This is a genomic window from Pseudomonas halotolerans (assembly GCF_039581215.1).
In the GTDB taxonomy this organism is placed as follows: Bacteria; Pseudomonadota; Gammaproteobacteria; order Pseudomonadales; family Pseudomonadaceae; genus Aquipseudomonas; species Aquipseudomonas tehranensis.
Genome location: NZ_JBCNTJ010000013.1, coordinates 105,811 through 121,271 on the forward strand (window position 1 = coordinate 105,811; position 15,461 = coordinate 121,271).

The 15,461-nt window shown below is 60.5% G+C and carries 13 protein-coding genes; 7 read left to right on the forward strand and 6 right to left on the reverse strand.

The window, feature by feature from the left end:
• The first annotated feature begins 1 nt into the window (after nucleotide 1).
• Nucleotides 2-1,054, forward strand: a complete 1,053-nt coding sequence (hisC, locus tag AAIS01_RS17945) for a histidinol-phosphate transaminase (protein ID WP_343470026.1) — start codon at nucleotides 2-4, stop codon at nucleotides 1,052-1,054.
• A gap of 150 nt (nucleotides 1,055-1,204) precedes the next feature.
• Here the strand turns inward: hisC and AAIS01_RS17950 are convergent, their stop codons facing one another.
• The 3 genes from AAIS01_RS17950 to algW all read right to left on the reverse strand — a co-directional run bounded on the left by AAIS01_RS17950 (nucleotide 1,205) and on the right by algW (nucleotide 5,432).
• Nucleotides 1,205-1,924, reverse strand: a complete 720-nt coding sequence (locus AAIS01_RS17950; RefSeq protein ID WP_343470028.1) for a DUF4198 domain-containing protein — start codon at nucleotides 1,922-1,924, stop codon at nucleotides 1,205-1,207.
• 12 nt (nucleotides 1,925-1,936) lie between these two features.
• On the reverse strand, nucleotides 1,937-4,042 hold the full coding sequence (locus tag AAIS01_RS17955) for a TonB-dependent siderophore receptor (RefSeq protein WP_343470030.1): 2,106 nt from the start codon (nucleotides 4,040-4,042) through the stop codon (nucleotides 1,937-1,939).
• Nucleotides 4,043-4,271: 229 nt separating this feature from the next.
• A complete protein-coding gene (gene algW, locus AAIS01_RS17960) occupies nucleotides 4,272-5,432 on the reverse strand; it encodes a Do family serine endopeptidase AlgW (protein ID WP_214963569.1) in 1,161 nt (386 codons plus the stop codon).
• Nucleotides 5,433-5,536: 104 nt separating this feature from the next.
• On the opposite strand from algW, the gene AAIS01_RS17965 reads away from it, so the two are divergent.
• The 3 genes from AAIS01_RS17965 to cysN all read left to right on the forward strand — a co-directional run bounded on the left by AAIS01_RS17965 (nucleotide 5,537) and on the right by cysN (nucleotide 9,372).
• A complete protein-coding gene (locus AAIS01_RS17965) occupies nucleotides 5,537-6,295 on the forward strand; it encodes a Nif3-like dinuclear metal center hexameric protein (protein WP_343470033.1) in 759 nt (252 codons plus the stop codon).
• Between the two features lie 251 nt (nucleotides 6,296-6,546).
• Entirely contained in the window at nucleotides 6,547-7,464 is a 918-nt protein-coding gene (cysD, locus tag AAIS01_RS17970) for a sulfate adenylyltransferase subunit CysD (RefSeq protein ID WP_343470035.1), read from the forward strand.
• A 9-nt stretch (nucleotides 7,465-7,473) separates the two neighbouring features.
• Nucleotides 7,474-9,372, forward strand: coding sequence for a sulfate adenylyltransferase subunit CysN (gene cysN, locus AAIS01_RS17975; RefSeq protein ID WP_343470037.1), 1,899 nt, complete (start codon nucleotides 7,474-7,476; stop codon nucleotides 9,370-9,372).
• A gap of 199 nt (nucleotides 9,373-9,571) precedes the next feature.
• Here the strand turns inward: cysN and yihG are convergent, their stop codons facing one another.
• Genes yihG through AAIS01_RS17990 form a run of 3 tightly spaced genes read right to left on the reverse strand, consistent with a single transcriptional unit; the run spans nucleotide 9,572 to nucleotide 12,977 of the window.
• Entirely contained in the window at nucleotides 9,572-10,480 is a 909-nt protein-coding gene (yihG, locus tag AAIS01_RS17980) for a 1-acylglycerol-3-phosphate O-acyltransferase, YihG family (RefSeq protein WP_343470038.1), read from the reverse strand.
• Entirely contained in the window at nucleotides 10,481-12,580 is a 2,100-nt protein-coding gene (pta, locus tag AAIS01_RS17985; protein ID WP_092394032.1) for a phosphate acetyltransferase, read from the reverse strand. It abuts the gene before it with no gap.
• 58 nt (nucleotides 12,581-12,638) lie between these two features.
• Entirely contained in the window at nucleotides 12,639-12,977 is a 339-nt protein-coding gene (locus AAIS01_RS17990) for a DUF3565 domain-containing protein (RefSeq protein ID WP_092394906.1), read from the reverse strand.
• Between AAIS01_RS17990 and AAIS01_RS17995 the strand changes: the two genes are divergently transcribed.
• The 3 genes from AAIS01_RS17995 (at nucleotide 12,946) to AAIS01_RS18005 (ending at nucleotide 15,372) form a co-directional block, all read left to right on the forward strand.
• A complete protein-coding gene (locus AAIS01_RS17995) occupies nucleotides 12,946-13,431 on the forward strand; it encodes an FKBP-type peptidyl-prolyl cis-trans isomerase (protein ID WP_256232459.1) in 486 nt (161 codons plus the stop codon). The genes AAIS01_RS17990 and AAIS01_RS17995 overlap by 32 nt on opposite strands.
• 113 nt (nucleotides 13,432-13,544) lie before the next feature.
• Entirely contained in the window at nucleotides 13,545-14,027 is a 483-nt protein-coding gene (locus AAIS01_RS18000; RefSeq protein WP_343470039.1) for a glutathione peroxidase, read from the forward strand.
• A 241-nt stretch (nucleotides 14,028-14,268) separates the two neighbouring features.
• The gene (locus AAIS01_RS18005; protein ID WP_343470040.1) at nucleotides 14,269-15,372 is read left to right on the forward strand and encodes an NADH:flavin oxidoreductase; all 1,104 of its coding nucleotides are present in this window, start codon (nucleotides 14,269-14,271) and stop codon (nucleotides 15,370-15,372) included.
• The last annotated feature ends 89 nt before the right edge of the window (nucleotides 15,373-15,461 follow it).

The window sequence follows — 15,461 nt, forward strand, 5'->3', positions numbered from 1 at the left end:
CATGAGTAAATTCTGGAGCCCGTTCGTCAAGAACCTGGTGCCTTATGTGCCGGGCGAACAGCCGAAGCTGACCCGCCTGGTGAAGCTCAACACCAACGAGAACCCCTACGGTCCATCGCCCAAGGCCTTGGCGGCGATGCAAACCGAGCTGAACGACAACCTGCGCTTGTATCCGGACCCCAACAGCGATCTGCTGAAAAACGCCGTGGCCGGCTATTACGGTGTGCAAACCAATCAGGTGTTCCTGGGCAATGGGTCGGACGAAGTGCTGGCGCACATTTTCCACGGCCTGTTGCAACACGATCAGCCGCTGTTGTTCCCGGATATCAGTTACAGTTTTTATCCGGTGTATTGCGGGTTGTACGGCATCCAGTTCGACGCGGTGCCGCTGGACGCGCAGTTCCAGATCGACCCGGCGGACTATGCCAAACCAAACGGCGGGATCATCTTCCCCAACCCGAATGCCCCGACCGGTTGCCTGTTGGCCCTGGAGGCGGTCGAGCAAATCCTCAAGGCCAGCCCGGATTCGGTGGTGGTGGTTGATGAAGCCTATATCGATTTTGGAGGCGAGACAGCCATCAGTCTGGTGGACCGCTACCCTAACCTGCTGGTCACCCAGACCCTGTCCAAGTCCCGCTCATTGGCAGGGTTGCGGGTGGGCCTGGCGGTAGGTCATCCGGACCTGATCGAAGCCCTGGAGCGGATCAAGAACAGCTTCAACTCCTACCCGCTGGATCGCCTGGCGAACGTCGGTGGCGCGGCGGCGTTCGACGATCGGGAGTATTTCGAGCAGACCTGCCGGTTGGTCATCGAGCACCGTGAATGGGTGGTGGCGCAGTTGCAGGCCAAGGGCTTTGACGTGTTGCCTTCGGTGGCCAACTTCATCTTCGCCCGTCACCCCCGGCACGATGCGGCAGGGCTGGCGGCAAAATTGCGCGAGCAAGGGGTGATCGTGCGCCACTTCAAGCAGGAGCGGATTGCCCAGTTCCTGCGGATCAGCATTGGCACACCGGAACAGAACCAGGCGTTGGTCGACGCCCTCGGCGAACTCTAAGAGCCCGGTGAAAATCCCTGTGGGAGCAAGGCTTGCCCGCGATGGCGGTGGTTCAGTCAGCATTTAAGTTGACTGACACTGCGCTATCGCGGGCAAGCCTTGCTCCCACAGGTCAATCTTTCCCACTGATCAAGGCGCCTTCAGTGTGGGTTATTCGTGATGCTCTTCACCCAGGAAGGTCAGCGAGGTGAATACCCCACGGGTTGCCACGTCCTTGTTGTCCTTGAGCGCGATCTCCATCTGCGCGGCGATGACATTCAACCCCTCGTTACGCACCAGCACCTTGGCCCGGCCTTCGGCGTCGGTTTCAGTCGATACGGTGTCTGGTGCGCTGCGGTAATCACCCACTAGCTTCACCCCTGCCACCGGTTTACCGTCCAGCAGTACTCGCACCGGCAATGGCTGGCCCGGGCCTACGGTCAGCGGGTCGACTTCCGGCAGGATCAGGAATTTGACCTGATCGAGTTTCGGCAACTTCGCCCCCGGCTCGTAGATCGCCAGGCAGTACTTGAAGGTGTGGGTCGATTCAATCGCTCCGGGCACCTTGCTGCGGCCTTCGTTGATCCACTTCTTGTCGGCGGTCTGGGACCACATGCCGTTGTCCAGTTCCACGGCCATCACGGCGGGTGGCTTGAGGGGTTGCAGGCGAGCATGGTCGGGCAAGCGTTCCACGGTGACCGGGATCATCTTGCCGCCCAGGTCATAGGCCCACGCACCGCTGATTTTCTGCGCCTTGAAGGCATTGTCCTCGGCACCGTGGCCATAGATCACTTCGATGTTGCCGCGCCGTTGTTCGGTCCACAGGCCGTGGGCCGAGGCTTGCGTGGCCAGGAACAGGCTGAGAAGGGCGAAGGTCTTGGGGTATTTCATTGATTTTCCTTTTTACAGATCAAGGGTGAGGCTGACGGTAAAGTTGCGTGGCTCGCCGGGGTTGACCCAGTAGTTGCTGTAGGAGCGCTCGTAGTATTTTTCGTCGAAGACGTTGTTCAGGTTCAGGCCCACGGTGACGGTTTCGCTGGCCTTGTAGTGGGCCAGCAGGTCGACGGTGTGGTAAGCCGGCAGTTCGAAATCGGTGCCGGCTTCGCCCGAGCGATCCCCGACGTAGGTGAATGCCGCGCCGACATCCGAACCGCGCAGGTGCCCGTTCTGAAATTCGTAGACCCCCAGCACGCTGCCGCTGCGCTTGGCGACACCAAGGATCCGGCTGCCGGTGGGAATGGTTTCGTCACCCTTGGTTACCTCGGCATCGATGTAAGCGAAGGCGCCGATCACCCGGATGGCGTCAGTCACCTGTCCAGTGATCTGCAGGTCGAACCCCTGGCTGCGGGCCTTGCCCATGGCGCGGCTGGAGTCAGTCGCCGGGTCGAGCGCCAGGACGTTTTCCTTCTCTATATGAAACGCCGCCAGGGTGGTGCTCAGGCGGTTGTCGAACAGCTCGCTCTTGATCCCGACTTCATAGCCAACGCCTTCCTCCGGGTCGAAGGTTTTGCCACCGGCATCCAGGCCATTGTTGGGTTTGAACGAGGTGGAGGCGTTGGCGAACAGCCCGACTTCGGGCGTCAGTTGATACAGCAAACCGGCCCGTTGCGTGAAGGCGTCATGACGTTGGCGGCTGGTGAAGCGGGTGGTGTGGTCGTCAATGCTCTGCTCGAAATGCTCGTAGCGTACGCCGAGCATGCCGCGCAGCTTGTCGGTGAACACGATCTGATCCTGAAGATTCAGCGCACGGCTTTTCACACGCTCGAAAAAATCGGTGCCGGTACGTTGACCATCAGGTTTCGGCTGACCATAGACCGGTTGATAGATGTCGATGGGGTAAGTGCCACCGTTGATCGTGGTCACGCGCTCGTTCTTGCGGTAGTCCTCGTACTCAGTGCCGATCAGCAGTTCGTGCTGCCAGGGGCCCAGGTCAAACAGGCCTCGCAGTTCCAGCTGGGTAATGCTGTCGTGCCAATTGTTGTCACGTTCGCGGTAGCGGCGGTTCACCGTGTGGCCGTCGGCGTTCAGCGGGCGTGCCTCGGAGGCAAAGCCCCAGAGTTCACCCTGTTTGTAATGGCTGGCCAGGCGCAGTTGCCAGGCATCGTTGAGCTGATGTTCGAGGGCAGCCTGGAGCATGTTGTTGTGGTTGTCGATGTCGCCGTCGTTGGGTTCGCCCAGGAAGGTCGAGCGGGAAACGCCGCTCCAGCGGTTGTTCGGTGCGACGATGCCGCGGTCGAATGTCGAGCTGTGGCGCACGATTTCGCTTTCCACCAGCAGGCGGGTGTCGGGATTCAGTTGCCAACTGATGGAGGGCGCGACGAAGACCCGTTTGCTGTCGACGTGATCGCGGAAACTGTGGTTGTCCTCGACCGCCAGGTTGACCCGCGACAGCAGATTGCCCTCAGCGTCCAGCGGCGTGTTGACGTCCAGGGCGGTGCGGTAGCGATCCCAGCTGCCGGCGCTGGTTTGCAGGGTGGTGAAGGCTTCGGGCTGGGGTTTCTTGGTGACGATGTTCACCGTGCCGCCGGGGTCGCCGCGTCCGTAAAGGCTGGCTGCCGGCCCTTTGAGCACCTCGATGCGTTCGATGTTGGCCGTGTCCGGCGTACTCGGATAACCCCGGTTGGCGCTGAAACCGTCCTTGTAGAACTCCGAAGTGGTAAAACCGCGCACGCTGTATTCGTAGAGCGTCAGGCCACCGAAGTTGTTTTGCTTCGACACGCCGCCGGCATATTCCAGGGCTCGTTCAACGTGGGTGCTGCCCAGGTCCTTGAGAACGCTGGCGGGGATCACGCTGATCGATTGCGGGATGTCCCGCAGGGCGGTGTCGGTTTTGGTGGCGCTGGCCGAGCGGGTGGCGCGATAGCCCGTTACGGGACCGGTAGGGGATTCGTACTCGGACGTCACGCTGATGGCGTCCAGTTCCAGCGGTTGGTTTTCTTCGGCGTAGGCTGGATCGCCCAGTAGGCCCAGGGCCAGGCTGGCGAGGGAAAGCCGTGTTAGGGATGACATGTTATGTTGTTCCAAATCTTATATTTGAAACAATATAACACTACTAATGAGAATTCATGCTATCTATGTTTAAAGAAAAAGCCGGACACTGTTTTTGTGGCGAGGGAGCTTGCTCCCGCTGGGCTGCGGAGCAGCCCCGGAGAATTGAATGTGATCAGTCTGATGTTCTGAGGGGAGGCGTTTAGGGCTGCTGCGCAGCCCAGCGGGAGCAAGCTCCCTCGCCACGGACTTACTCTTCTTCCTTGAGCACCACCGGTGCCGGCGGTGGGCGCAAACCGATTTCAGCGGTGAGCTTGAGCTCCTTGCCATTGCGCATCACCTGGATGGTGACCTTGTCGGTGGGTTTGATCCGCGCCACCTGGTTCATTGAGCGGCGACCATCGCCAGCCGGTTCGCCGTCGATGCTCAAGATCACGTCGCCCAGCTGCAAGCCGGCCTTCTGCGCCGGGCCATCGCGGAAAATGCCTGCTACCACGATCCCGGGACGCCCGGACAAGCCGAAGGACTCCGCCAGCTCCTGGGACAGCGGCTGGACTTCAATGCCCAGCCAGCCCCGAATCACCTGGCCGTGTTCGATGATGGACTTCATCACTTCCATGGCCAGCTTCACCGGGATCGCAAATCCGATGCCCTGGCTGCCGCCGGACTTGGAGAAGATCGCCGTGTTGATCCCGGTCAGATTTCCGTTGGCATCCACCAGTGCGCCGCCGGAGTTGCCAGGGTTGATCGCCGCGTCGGTCTGGATGAAGTCTTCGTAATTGTTCAGGCCCAACTGATTGCGCCCAGTGGCGCTGATGATGCCCATGGTCACGGTCTGACCAACGCCGAAGGGGTTGCCGATGGCCAGGGCGACGTCGCCGATGCGGATGCTGTCGGAACGGCCAATGGTGATGGCCGGCAGGTTCTTCAGGTCGATTTTCAGCACCGCCAGGTCGGTTTCCGGGTCGCTGCCGATCACCCGGGCCAGGGTTTCGCGACCATCCTTGAGGGCCACCACGATCTGGTCGGCGCCGCTGGTGACGTGGTTATTGGTCAGAATATAACCTTCCGGGCTCATGATCACGCCCGAACCCAGGCTCGACTCCATGCGTTTCTGCTTGGGCGAGTTGTCGCCGAAGAAGCGCCGGAACTGCGGGTCTTCGAACAGTGGATGGCTGGACTTGTTGACGACCTTGGTGGTGTACAGGTTGACCACGGCCGGTGCGGCGATCGTCACGGCGTCGGCATAGGACACCGGTCCTTGCTGCACAGCCTTGGTCTGCGGCGCCTGCTGCAGGTTGACATCGAGGCTCGGCAGGCCGACCCACTCCGGATAACGCTGGATAATCAGTAGAGCGACAAGCACGCCGGCCAACAGAGGCCAGCCGGAAAAACGCAGCGCCTTGAGCATTAAGCACGTCCTACGAAGGTTGCAGACGGAGTGAGACCGCCCATAATGTCGCGCATTATACGAGGCCGCGCGCGCCTCTGAACGGGATATTTAGGAGTCTTTTCATGGCCGTAGCCCTGAACACCCTGGTAGAAGAAGCGGATCGTTACCTGGCCGCCGCCAGGATTGCCGATTACTGCCCCAACGGTTTGCAGGTCGAAGGGGCCCCTCAGGTCACGCGCATTGTCAGCGGCGTGACCGCCAGCCAAGCGTTGCTCGATGCTGCGGTGGAGGCTGACGCTGACCTGGTGCTGGTGCATCACGGGTATTTCTGGAAAGGCGAGAATCCGTGCGTCACCGGCATGAAGCAGCGTCGCCTCAAAACCTTGCTCAAGCACGACATCAGTCTGTTGGCCTATCACTTGCCGCTGGATGTGCATACCGAGGTGGGCAATAACGTGCAATTGGCACGCCAGTTGGACATTACCGTCGAAGGGCCGCTGGACCCGGACAACCCCAAGGTAGTCGGCCTGGTGGGCTCCTTGTCCGAACCGATGACGCCTCGGGATTTCGCCCGTAAAGTGCAGGAAGTCATGGGCCGCGAGCCCTTGCTGATCGAAGGCGAGCAAATGATCCGCCGGGTCGGCTGGTGCACTGGCGGAGGCCAGGGTTATATCGATCAGGCCGTGCTGGCCGGGGTTGATCTGTACCTCAGCGGCGAAGCATCCGAGCAGACCTTCCACAGCGCCCGGGAAAACGGCATCAGCTTCATCGCCGCCGGGCACCATGCGACCGAGCGCTATGGTGTGCAGGCATTGGGCGATTACCTGGCGCGGCGCTTTGCTTTGGAGCATATCTTCATAGATTGCCCGAATCCGATCTGACCAACGCCGAAGCTGATGTGGGAGCAGACCTGTGGGAGCAAAGCTTGCTCGCGATAGCGGTGTGGTGTGTGCCGACGTCATCGCGAGCAAGCTTTGCTCCCACAGAGTCCACCGCAACGGCCGAACCCCCAGGCATATCCATATGCTGTTTCGATCTAGTTGGCGCCCTGATTAGAAGAGGTTGCTGTGCTAGGATTCCTCGCTCGAACACGGCCCGCTGGCCGTTCATAAGAAAGTTTTCGTGAGTAGCCATGGTCGACAAACTGACGCATCTGAAACAGCTGGAGGCGGAAAGCATCCACATCATCCGCGAGGTGGCCGCCGAGTTCGATAACCCGGTGATGCTGTACTCCATCGGTAAAGACTCTGCCGTGATGCTGCACCTGGCACGCAAGGCGTTCTTCCCCGGCAAGCTGCCGTTTCCGGTGATGCACGTCGACACCCGCTGGAAATTCCAGGAAATGTACAAGTTCCGCGACCGCATGGTTGAGGAACTGGGCCTGGACCTGATCACTCACGTGAACCCGGACGGCGTGGCGCAGGGCATCAATCCGTTCACCCACGGCAGTGCCAAGCACACCGACATCATGAAGACCCAAGGCCTCAAGCAGGCTTTGGACAAGTACGGTTTCGACGCTGCGTTCGGCGGTGCCCGTCGCGATGAAGAGAAGTCCCGCGCCAAGGAGCGCGTGTACTCGTTCCGCGACAGCAAGCATCGCTGGGATCCGAAGAACCAGCGCCCGGAGCTGTGGAACGTCTACAACGGCAAGGTCAACAAAGGCGAGTCGATCCGGGTATTCCCGCTGTCGAACTGGACCGAGCTGGACATCTGGCAGTACATCTACCTCGAAGGCATCCCGATCGTGCCGCTGTACTTCGCCGCCGAGCGTGAAGTGATCGAGAAGAACGGCACGCTGATCATGATTGACGACGAGCGCATCCTCGAGCACCTGTCCGATGAAGACAAAGCCCGTATCGTCAAAAAGAAAGTGCGTTTCCGTACCCTTGGCTGCTACCCGTTGACGGGCGCGGTGGAGTCCGAGGCCGAAAGCCTGACGGACATCATTCAGGAAATGCTCCTGACGCGAACTTCCGAGCGCCAGGGCCGGGTCATCGATCACGATGGCGCAGGCTCGATGGAAGATAAGAAACGTCAAGGTTATTTCTAAGGGGCTGTCATGTCGCATCAATCTGATTTGATCAGCGAGGACATCCTCGCTTACCTGGGCCAGCACGAGCGCAAAGAGCTGCTGCGTTTCTTGACCTGCGGTAACGTCGACGACGGCAAGAGCACCCTGATCGGGCGCCTGCTGCACGACTCCAAGATGATCTACGAAGATCACCTGGAAGCCATCACCCGCGACTCGAAGAAAGTCGGTACCACCGGTGACGATATCGATTTGGCGTTGCTGGTCGACGGCCTGCAGGCCGAGCGTGAGCAAGGCATCACCATTGATGTCGCGTACCGCTATTTCTCCACCGCCAAGCGCAAATTCATCATCGCCGACACCCCCGGCCATGAGCAGTACACCCGCAACATGGCCACCGGTGCTTCCACCTGTGACCTGGCGATCATTCTGGTGGATGCCCGCTACGGCGTGCAGACCCAGACCCGTCGCCACAGCTTCATCGCTTCGTTGCTGGGCATCAAGCATATCGTCGTGGCCATCAACAAGATGGACCTCAAGGACTTCGATCAAGGTGTGTTCGAGTCGATCAAGGCCGACTACCTGAAGTTCGCCGAAGGCTTGAAGATGAAACCCACCAGCATGCACTTCGTGCCGATGTCGGCCCTCAAGGGCGACAACGTGGTGAACAAGTCCGAGCGCTCGCCGTGGTACACCGGCCAGTCGCTGATGGAAATCCTCGAGACCGTGGAGGTGGCGGGCGACCGTAACTTCACCGACCTGCGTTTCCCGGTGCAATACGTCAACCGTCCGAACCTGAACTTCCGCGGTTTCGCCGGCACCCTGGCCAGCGGCATCGTGCACAAGGGCGACGAAGTGGTGGTGCTGCCATCGGGCAAGAGCAGCCGCGTCAAATCCATCGTCACCTTCGAGGGCGAGCTGGAACACGCGGGCCCTGGCCAGGCGGTGACGCTGACCATGGAAGACGAGATCGACATCTCCCGTGGCGACCTGCTGGTGCATGCCGACAGCGTGCCGCCGGTCACCGACAGCTTCGAAGCGATGCTGGTGTGGATGGCCGAAGAGCCGATGCTGCCGGGCAAGAAATACGACATCAAGCGCGCCACCAGTTACGTGCCGGGCTCGATTGCCAGCATCGTCAACAAGGTCGACGTGAACACCCTGGAAGAAGGCCCGGCCAGCGCGTTGCAGCTCAACGAAATCGGCAAGGTGAAGATCGCCCTGGATGCACCGATCGCCCTGGACGGTTACGAGAGCAATCGCACCACCGGCGCGTTCATCATCATTGATCGCCTGACCAATGGCACGGTCGGCGCCGGGATGATTGTCGCCCAGCCGCTGACCCACGGCAGCAGCACGCACCACGGCAAACTGGCCCATGTGTCGGTGGAAGAGCGCGCCCAGCGCTTCGGCCAGCAACCGGCCACGGTGCTGTTCAGCGGCCTGTCGGGCGCTGGCAAAAGCACGCTGGCCTATGCGGTGGAACGCAAGCTATTCGACATGGGCCGTGCGGTCTTCGTGCTCGATGGCCAGAACCTGCGTCATGACCTGAACAAAGGCTTGCCACAGGACCGTGCCGGGCGTACCGAAAACTGGCGCCGTGCGGCTCATGTCGCCCGTCAGTTCAACGAAGCCGGGCTGCTGACCCTCGCCGCGTTCGTCGCCCCGAATGCTGAAGGCCGTGAGCAGGCCAAGGACCTGATCGGCAAGGAGCGTCTGCTGACGGTCTATGTCCAGGCCTCGCCAGCGGTCTGTGCCCAGCGCGATCCGCAAGGGCTGTACGCTGCTGCTGGCGACAACATCCCGGGTGAGTCCTTCCCGTATGACGTGCCGCTGGACGCCGATTTGGTGATCGACACCCAGTCGCTGTCGCTGGATGAGAGCGTCAAGCAAGTGCTGGATCTGCTGCGCAAGCGTGGGGTGATCTAAGCGATGCAGCTGTAAGTTTTTAGCTGCAAGCGGCAAGCAAAAGCCCGCAGATGAGTGATCATCTGCGGGCTTTTTATTTGTCTGGAGCTCAACTCGGTCAACTGTGGGAGCGGGCTTGCTCGCGAAAGCGGTGTATCAGCTAACAAATATGCTGTCTGACACTCCGCCTTCGCGAGCAAGCCCGCTCCCACAGGGGGAGTTAGTGATGGCTTGGGTATTCGCGATGCATCTGCTCAAGCAACGCATCCTTGTCCTGCCACAGCTGGTTGATCCAGCCCTGGAACTCCAAGCGATAGGCGCCGTCCTGGTCGTAGTTCCTGCCAATGAACTGCGGCGGGATCTTCAGTTCCTGGAAATGCACCACCACTTCGTCAACTTTTCCGCACAGTAAATCCCAGTACCCCGGTCGGCCGCTTGGATAGTGGATGGTCACGTTGATGATCGACTCCAGCTGTTCGCCCATGGCATCGAGCACAAACGCAATGCCCCCGGCCTTGGGCTTGAGCAGGTAGCGAAACGGTGACTGTTGCTGGGCATGCTTGCCTTCGGTGAAGCGCGTGCCTTCGACGAAGTTGAAGATGCCCACGGGGTTGTTACGAAATTTCGCGCAGGTCTTGCGGGTGGTTTCCAGGTCCTTGCCTTTCTTTTCCGGGTACTTCTCCAGGTAGGCCTTGGAGTAGCGCTTCATGAACGGGAACCCCAGGGCCCACCAGGCCAGGCCGATCACCGGCACCCAGATCAGTTCCTGCTTGAGAAAGAACTTCAATGGACGGATGCGCCGGTTCAGTACGTACTGCAACACCATGATGTCGACCCAGCTCTGGTGGTTGCTGGTGATCAGGTATGAATGCTGGTAGTCCAGGCTTTCCAGGCCGCTGAGGTGCCAGCGGGTGCGGCGCAGCAGATTCATCCAGGCCTTGTTGTTGCTGATCCAGGCTTCATGAATGTGGCTCATCAGCCAGTCGGTGAAACGCTGGGCGGTGGGGAAGGGCAGCAACAGCTTGAAGATCGCCACGATGAACAGCGGGGTGCAGCAGGCGATGGTGTTCAACGCCAACAGCAGCGAGGCAATGACGCCGCGCACAGGAGCAGGCAGGAAATCGAGCATTTAAATATCCATGGGTCGGTTGGCGGCCTGGATCGCGGTCAGGGCGATGGTGTACACGATGTCGTCTACCTGAGCGCCGCGCGGCAAGTCGTTTACCGGTTTGCGCAGGCCTTGCAGCATGGGCCCGAGGCTGACGCAATCGGCGCTGCGTTGCACGGCCTTGTGGGTGGTGTTGCCGGTGTTCAGGTCCGGGAAAATGAACACCGTCGCCCGGCCGGCCACCTGGCTGTTGGGCGCCAGTTGTCGGGCCACGGTTTCGTTGGCGGCGGCGTCGTATTGCAGCGGACCGTCGATCAGCAGGCCATGCTGGGCTTCGTGGGCCAGCAGGGTGGCTTCGCGGACTTTTTCCACTTCTTCACCACTGGCCGACTCGCCGCTGGAATAGCTGAGCATGGCCACCCGTGGCGTGATGCCGAATGCGGCAGCCGAGTCGGCGCTTTGCAGGGCAATCTCCGCCAGTTCCGCGGCACTGGGATGCGGGTTCATCACACAGTCGCCATAGACCAGCACTTCTTCGGGAAACAGCATGAAAAATACCGAAGACACCAGCGAGCATCCCGGGGCGGTCTTGATCAATTGCAAGGCCGGGCGGATGGTGTTGGCGGTGGAGTGGATAACGCCGGACACCAGCCCGTCGACCTCATCGAGTGCAAGCATCATGGTGCCGATCACCACGGTGTCCTCCAGTTGCTGCTCGGCCATCGGCGCGTTCAGGCTTTTGCTCTTGCGCAGCCGCACCATCGGTTCGACGTAGCGCTCGCGAATCGAATCCGGGTCGAGAATCTCCAGTCCCGGCGGCAGTTCGATGCCCTGGGCACGAGCCACCGCCTCGACGTCCGCCGGTTTGGCCAGCAGCACGCAGCGTGCGATGCCTCGGGCCTGGCAAATGGCGGCGGCCTGAACGGTCAACGGTTCGCTGCCTTCAGGCAGCACAATGCGTTTGTCGGCGGCCTGGGCGCGCTGGATCAATTGGTAGCGGAACACCGCTGGCGACAGCCGCATCTCCCGTGGCGTACCGCAACGCTGGTGCAGCCATTTGGCATCCAGGTGGCTGGCGACAAAATCGGTGATGATCTCAGCACGTTCGCGGTCGTCGATTGGAATTTCCTTGTTCAAGCCATTGAGCAGGTTGGCGGTGTCGTAAGACCCGGTACTGACCGACAGCACCGGAAGCCCCGCCTGCAAGGCGCCTCGACACAGGTCCATGATGCGCGGGTCGGGCAGGGTGTCACTGGTCAGCAGCAGGCCGGCCAACGGTACGCCATTGAGCGCTGCCAGGCTCACGGCCAGGATGATATCGTCGCGATCACCGGGGGTCACCACCAGCACGCCGGGCTTGAGCAGCTCCACGGTGTTGCGCATGGTGCGCGCGCAAATAATGATGTTGCTCATGCGCCGGGTTTCATAATCGCCAGCATTGAGCACCTGCGCGCCCATCAGGTCGGCTACGTCGCGGGTGCGTGGGGCGTTGAGTTCGGGGCGGAACGGGATGCAGCCGAGCAGGCGGAAATCACCGCTGCGCAACAGCGGCGAGTGCTCCTTGAGCCGTGCGGAGAAGGCCTCCATGCTTTCCTCGGTACGGACTTTGTTCAGGATCACGCCGAGGACTTTCGGGTCTTTGGGCCCGCCGAACAGTTGCGCTTGCAGCTCGACGCGCCCGGAAAGCTCGGTCAGCACTTCGTTCTCCGGCGCCGACACCAGGATGACCTCGGCGTCCAGGCTCTTGGCCAGGTGCAGGTTGACCCGCGCGGCATAGCTGGCGTTGCGGGTCGGGACCATGCCCTCGACGACCAGCACGTCCTTGCCGATGGCGGCCTGTTGGTAGAGGGTGATGATTTCTTCCAGCAGCTCATCGAGCTGGCCGTCGCCCAGCATGCGTTCGACGTGTGCCAGGCCCAAGGGCTGTGGCGGCTTGAGGCCGTGGGTGCGGGCCACCAGTTCGGTGGAGCGTTCCGGTCCGGTATCGCCGGGGTGGGGCTGGGCGATGGGTTTGAAAAAACCGACTTTCAGCCCAGCCCGTTCGAGTGTACGCACCAGCCCGAGACTGATGGAGGTCAGACCCACACCAAAATCGGTGGGCGCGATAAAAAAAGTTTGCATGCGGTTTCCCTAGGGGGGGCATAAGGCGCGGCCTATGTCTGGCCGTCTACCATCAAATTCAGGCGCCAAGGTTATCGCTAACCGGGGCCTGTGCGCACCAGCCGCAGTCAAAGGGCTGGCCAATTTTTTCAGTACGTTGGACAGGGTCCAGCACCCAACTGCGTGATTGCCACGGTGGCTGGTGGCGCAGGTGCTGGGTATGGCCGCAGGACAGCTCGGCGACCCAGTGCCCGTCCTCGTCCTGATGAAAACCTGTGACCGTCGGTCTGTTCGAGCAGGGCCGTTTGTCCGGGTTCCGTTCGCTTTCGGGCAAATCCTTGTTTAGACTTGTCCGTTCTTCATTCTTATGCAAAAGGTCTCGCCCCATGCTGATCGCCGCCAATAAGGCTGTCTCCATCGACTATACCCTGACCAACGACGCTGGTGAGGTCATCGACAGCTCTGCCGGCGGCGCTCCGCTGGTCTACCTGCATGGCGCAGGCAACATCATCCAGGGTCTGGAAAAAGCCCTGGAAGGTAAGACTTCCGGTGACGAGCTGAACGTTACCGTTGAGCCGGAAGATGCTTATGGCGAATACTCCGCCGAGCTGGTCAGCACCCTGAGCCGCAGCATGTTCGAGGGCGTGGATGAGCTGGAAGTAGGCATGCAGTTCCACGCTTCGGCGCCCGATGGCCAGATGCAGATCGTCACCATCCGCGACTTGGAAGGCGATGACGTCACCGTTGACGGCAACCACCCGTTGGCCGGTCAGCGCTTGAATTTCCAGGTCAAGATTGTCGACATTCGTGAAGCCAGCCAGGAAGAAATCGCTCATGGTCACGTCCATGGCGAAGGTGGTCATCACCACTGATTTCTGCGCTACGCTCAAGTGAACTGGAAAGGCGCCTTACGGCGCCTTTTTAGTCGGTTGCTGGTAGCATCGTCCTTGGCTGTTCGAAAAGATCCGCAAACCTGGAGTTCGTCATGAGTGCTTTTCACGACCTTAAACTTAAAGCCCTGGATGGTCAGGAGCTTGATCTGGCGCCGTTCAAGGGGCAAGTCGTGCTGGTGGTCAATGTCGCCTCCAAATGTGGCCTGACACCTCAGTACGCTGCGTTGGAAAACCTCTATCAGCAATACAAGGCCAAGGGCTTCTGTGTGCTGGGCCTGCCCTGCAACCAGTTCGCCGGACAGGAACCGGGGACGGAACAGGACATCCAGGAATTTTGCAGCCTCAACTATGGCGTGACGTTCCCGTTGTCCAGCAAGCTGGAAGTGAACGGGCATGACCGTCATCAGTTGTACCGTCTGCTGGCGGGCGAGGGGGCCGAGTTTCCGGGGGACATCACCTGGAACTTCGAGAAGTTCCTGCTGGGCAAGGACGGTCGGGTGCTGGCGCGTTTCTCGCCGCGCACGACGCCGGATGATCCGGCCGTGATCCAGGCTATCGAAAAAGCGTTGGCTTGATTCCCGGGAACGTGCAGATGTAGGAACTGCCGAAGGCTCGGGCCGCGTTCGGACGATCTTGCTCTTTCATTTGAGACTCAAGTGTCAGGGGAAAGATCGCAGCCCCGTTGCACTCGACAGCGCCTACACACCTCCCTTTTGATCCACAATCATTCAAATCAATAGTGCTGGCCATTGCTCTCCACGGTTCATATTATCGCTGTCATATTCGACCTTCGACCCTGTTTCCGTGGAGTGTCCCATGCCTGTAAAAGCCTTGTTCAAACCCTTCCATCTCGGTGCGCTGGAGCTGCCGACCCGGGTAGTGATGGCGCCGATGACTCGCTCCTTTTCCCCAGGCGGTGTGCCGAACGCCAAGGTCGTGGAGTATTACCGCCGTCGTGCGGCGGCCGGCGTTGGTCTGATCATCACCGAAGGCACGACCGTCGGGCACAAGGCCGCCAACGGTTATCCGAACGTGCCGCATTTTTACGGCGAGGCCGCGCTGGCCGGCTGGAAGCAAGTGGTTGATGCAGTGCATGCCGAAGGCGGCAAGATCGTTCCGCAGCTCTGGCATGTCGGTAACGTGCGGCGCTTGGGCACCGAGCCGGACGCCAGCGTGCCGGGCTATGGCCCGTCGGAAAAACTCAAGGACGGCCAGGTCGTGGTTCACGGCATGACCCAAGCGGATATCGACGAAGTCATCGCAGCGTTCGCCCAGGCGGCGAAAGACGCCCAGAGCATCGGCATGGACGGCGTGGAGATCCACGGTGCCCACGGCTACCTGGTGGACCAGTTCTTCTGGGAGGGCAGCAACCAGCGCACCGACGGTTACGGTGGAAATCTGGCCAACCGTTCGCGCTTCGCCATCGAATTGATCCGCGCTGTGCGTGCAGCGGTAGGCGAAGGGTTCCCGATCATCTTCCGTTTCTCCCAATGGAAACAGCAGGATTACACCGCGCGCCTGATGCAGACGCCAGAAGCCCTGGGCGAATTCCTCAAGCCGTTGGCCGAAGTCGGCGTGGATATTTTCCACTGCTCGACACGTCGCTTCTGGGAGCCTGAATTCGAAGGCTCCGAACTGAACCTGGCGGGCTGGACCCGCAAGCTGACCGGCAAGCCCACCATCACCGTCGGCAGCGTTGGCCTGGATGGCGAGTTCCTGCAATTTATGGTCAACACCGACAAAGTCGCGCAGCCGGCCAGCCTGGAGAAATTGCTGGAGCGGCTGAACAATGATGAGTTCGACCTGGTGGCGGTGGGGCGAGCGCTGCTGGTAGATCCGGATTGGGCGCAAAAAGTGCGTGAAGGGCGGGAACAGGAGATCTTGCCGTTCAGCCGTGAAGCGTTGATGACGCTGGTTTAAGCGGCGCTTTAATAGGGCCTCATCGCGGGCAAGTCTGGCACCCACAGCTATCAGTCGCTCACAAATAGTGTGCTTACTGAAGATAAATG

What these genes read in the sequence shown, in the direction of transcription:
- hisC (WP_343470026.1), top strand. Translation starts at nt 2, where the DNA reads ATGAGTAAATTCTGGAGCCCGTTCGTCAAGAACCTGGTGCCTTATGTG.
- AAIS01_RS17950 (WP_343470028.1), bottom strand. Translation starts at nt 1,924, where the DNA reads ATGAAATACCCCAAGACCTTCGCCCTTCTCAGCCTGTTCCTGGCCACG.
- AAIS01_RS17955 (WP_343470030.1), bottom strand. Translation starts at nt 4,042, where the DNA reads ATGTCATCCCTAACACGGCTTTCCCTCGCCAGCCTGGCCCTGGGCCTA.
- algW (WP_214963569.1), bottom strand. Translation starts at nt 5,432, where the DNA reads ATGCTCAAGGCGCTGCGTTTTTCCGGCTGGCCTCTGTTGGCCGGCGTG.
- AAIS01_RS17965 (WP_343470033.1), top strand. Translation starts at nt 5,537, where the DNA reads ATGGCCGTAGCCCTGAACACCCTGGTAGAAGAAGCGGATCGTTACCTG.
- cysD (WP_343470035.1), top strand. Translation starts at nt 6,547, where the DNA reads ATGGTCGACAAACTGACGCATCTGAAACAGCTGGAGGCGGAAAGCATC.
- cysN (WP_343470037.1), top strand. Translation starts at nt 7,474, where the DNA reads ATGTCGCATCAATCTGATTTGATCAGCGAGGACATCCTCGCTTACCTG.
- yihG (WP_343470038.1), bottom strand. Translation starts at nt 10,480, where the DNA reads ATGCTCGATTTCCTGCCTGCTCCTGTGCGCGGCGTCATTGCCTCGCTG.
- pta (WP_092394032.1), bottom strand. Translation starts at nt 12,580, where the DNA reads ATGCAAACTTTTTTTATCGCGCCCACCGATTTTGGTGTGGGTCTGACC.
- AAIS01_RS17995 (WP_256232459.1), top strand. Translation starts at nt 12,946, where the DNA reads ATGCTGATCGCCGCCAATAAGGCTGTCTCCATCGACTATACCCTGACC.
- AAIS01_RS17990 (WP_092394906.1), bottom strand. Translation starts at nt 12,977, where the DNA reads ATGGAGACAGCCTTATTGGCGGCGATCAGCATGGGGCGAGACCTTTTG.
- AAIS01_RS18000 (WP_343470039.1), top strand. Translation starts at nt 13,545, where the DNA reads ATGAGTGCTTTTCACGACCTTAAACTTAAAGCCCTGGATGGTCAGGAG.
- AAIS01_RS18005 (WP_343470040.1), top strand. Translation starts at nt 14,269, where the DNA reads ATGCCTGTAAAAGCCTTGTTCAAACCCTTCCATCTCGGTGCGCTGGAG.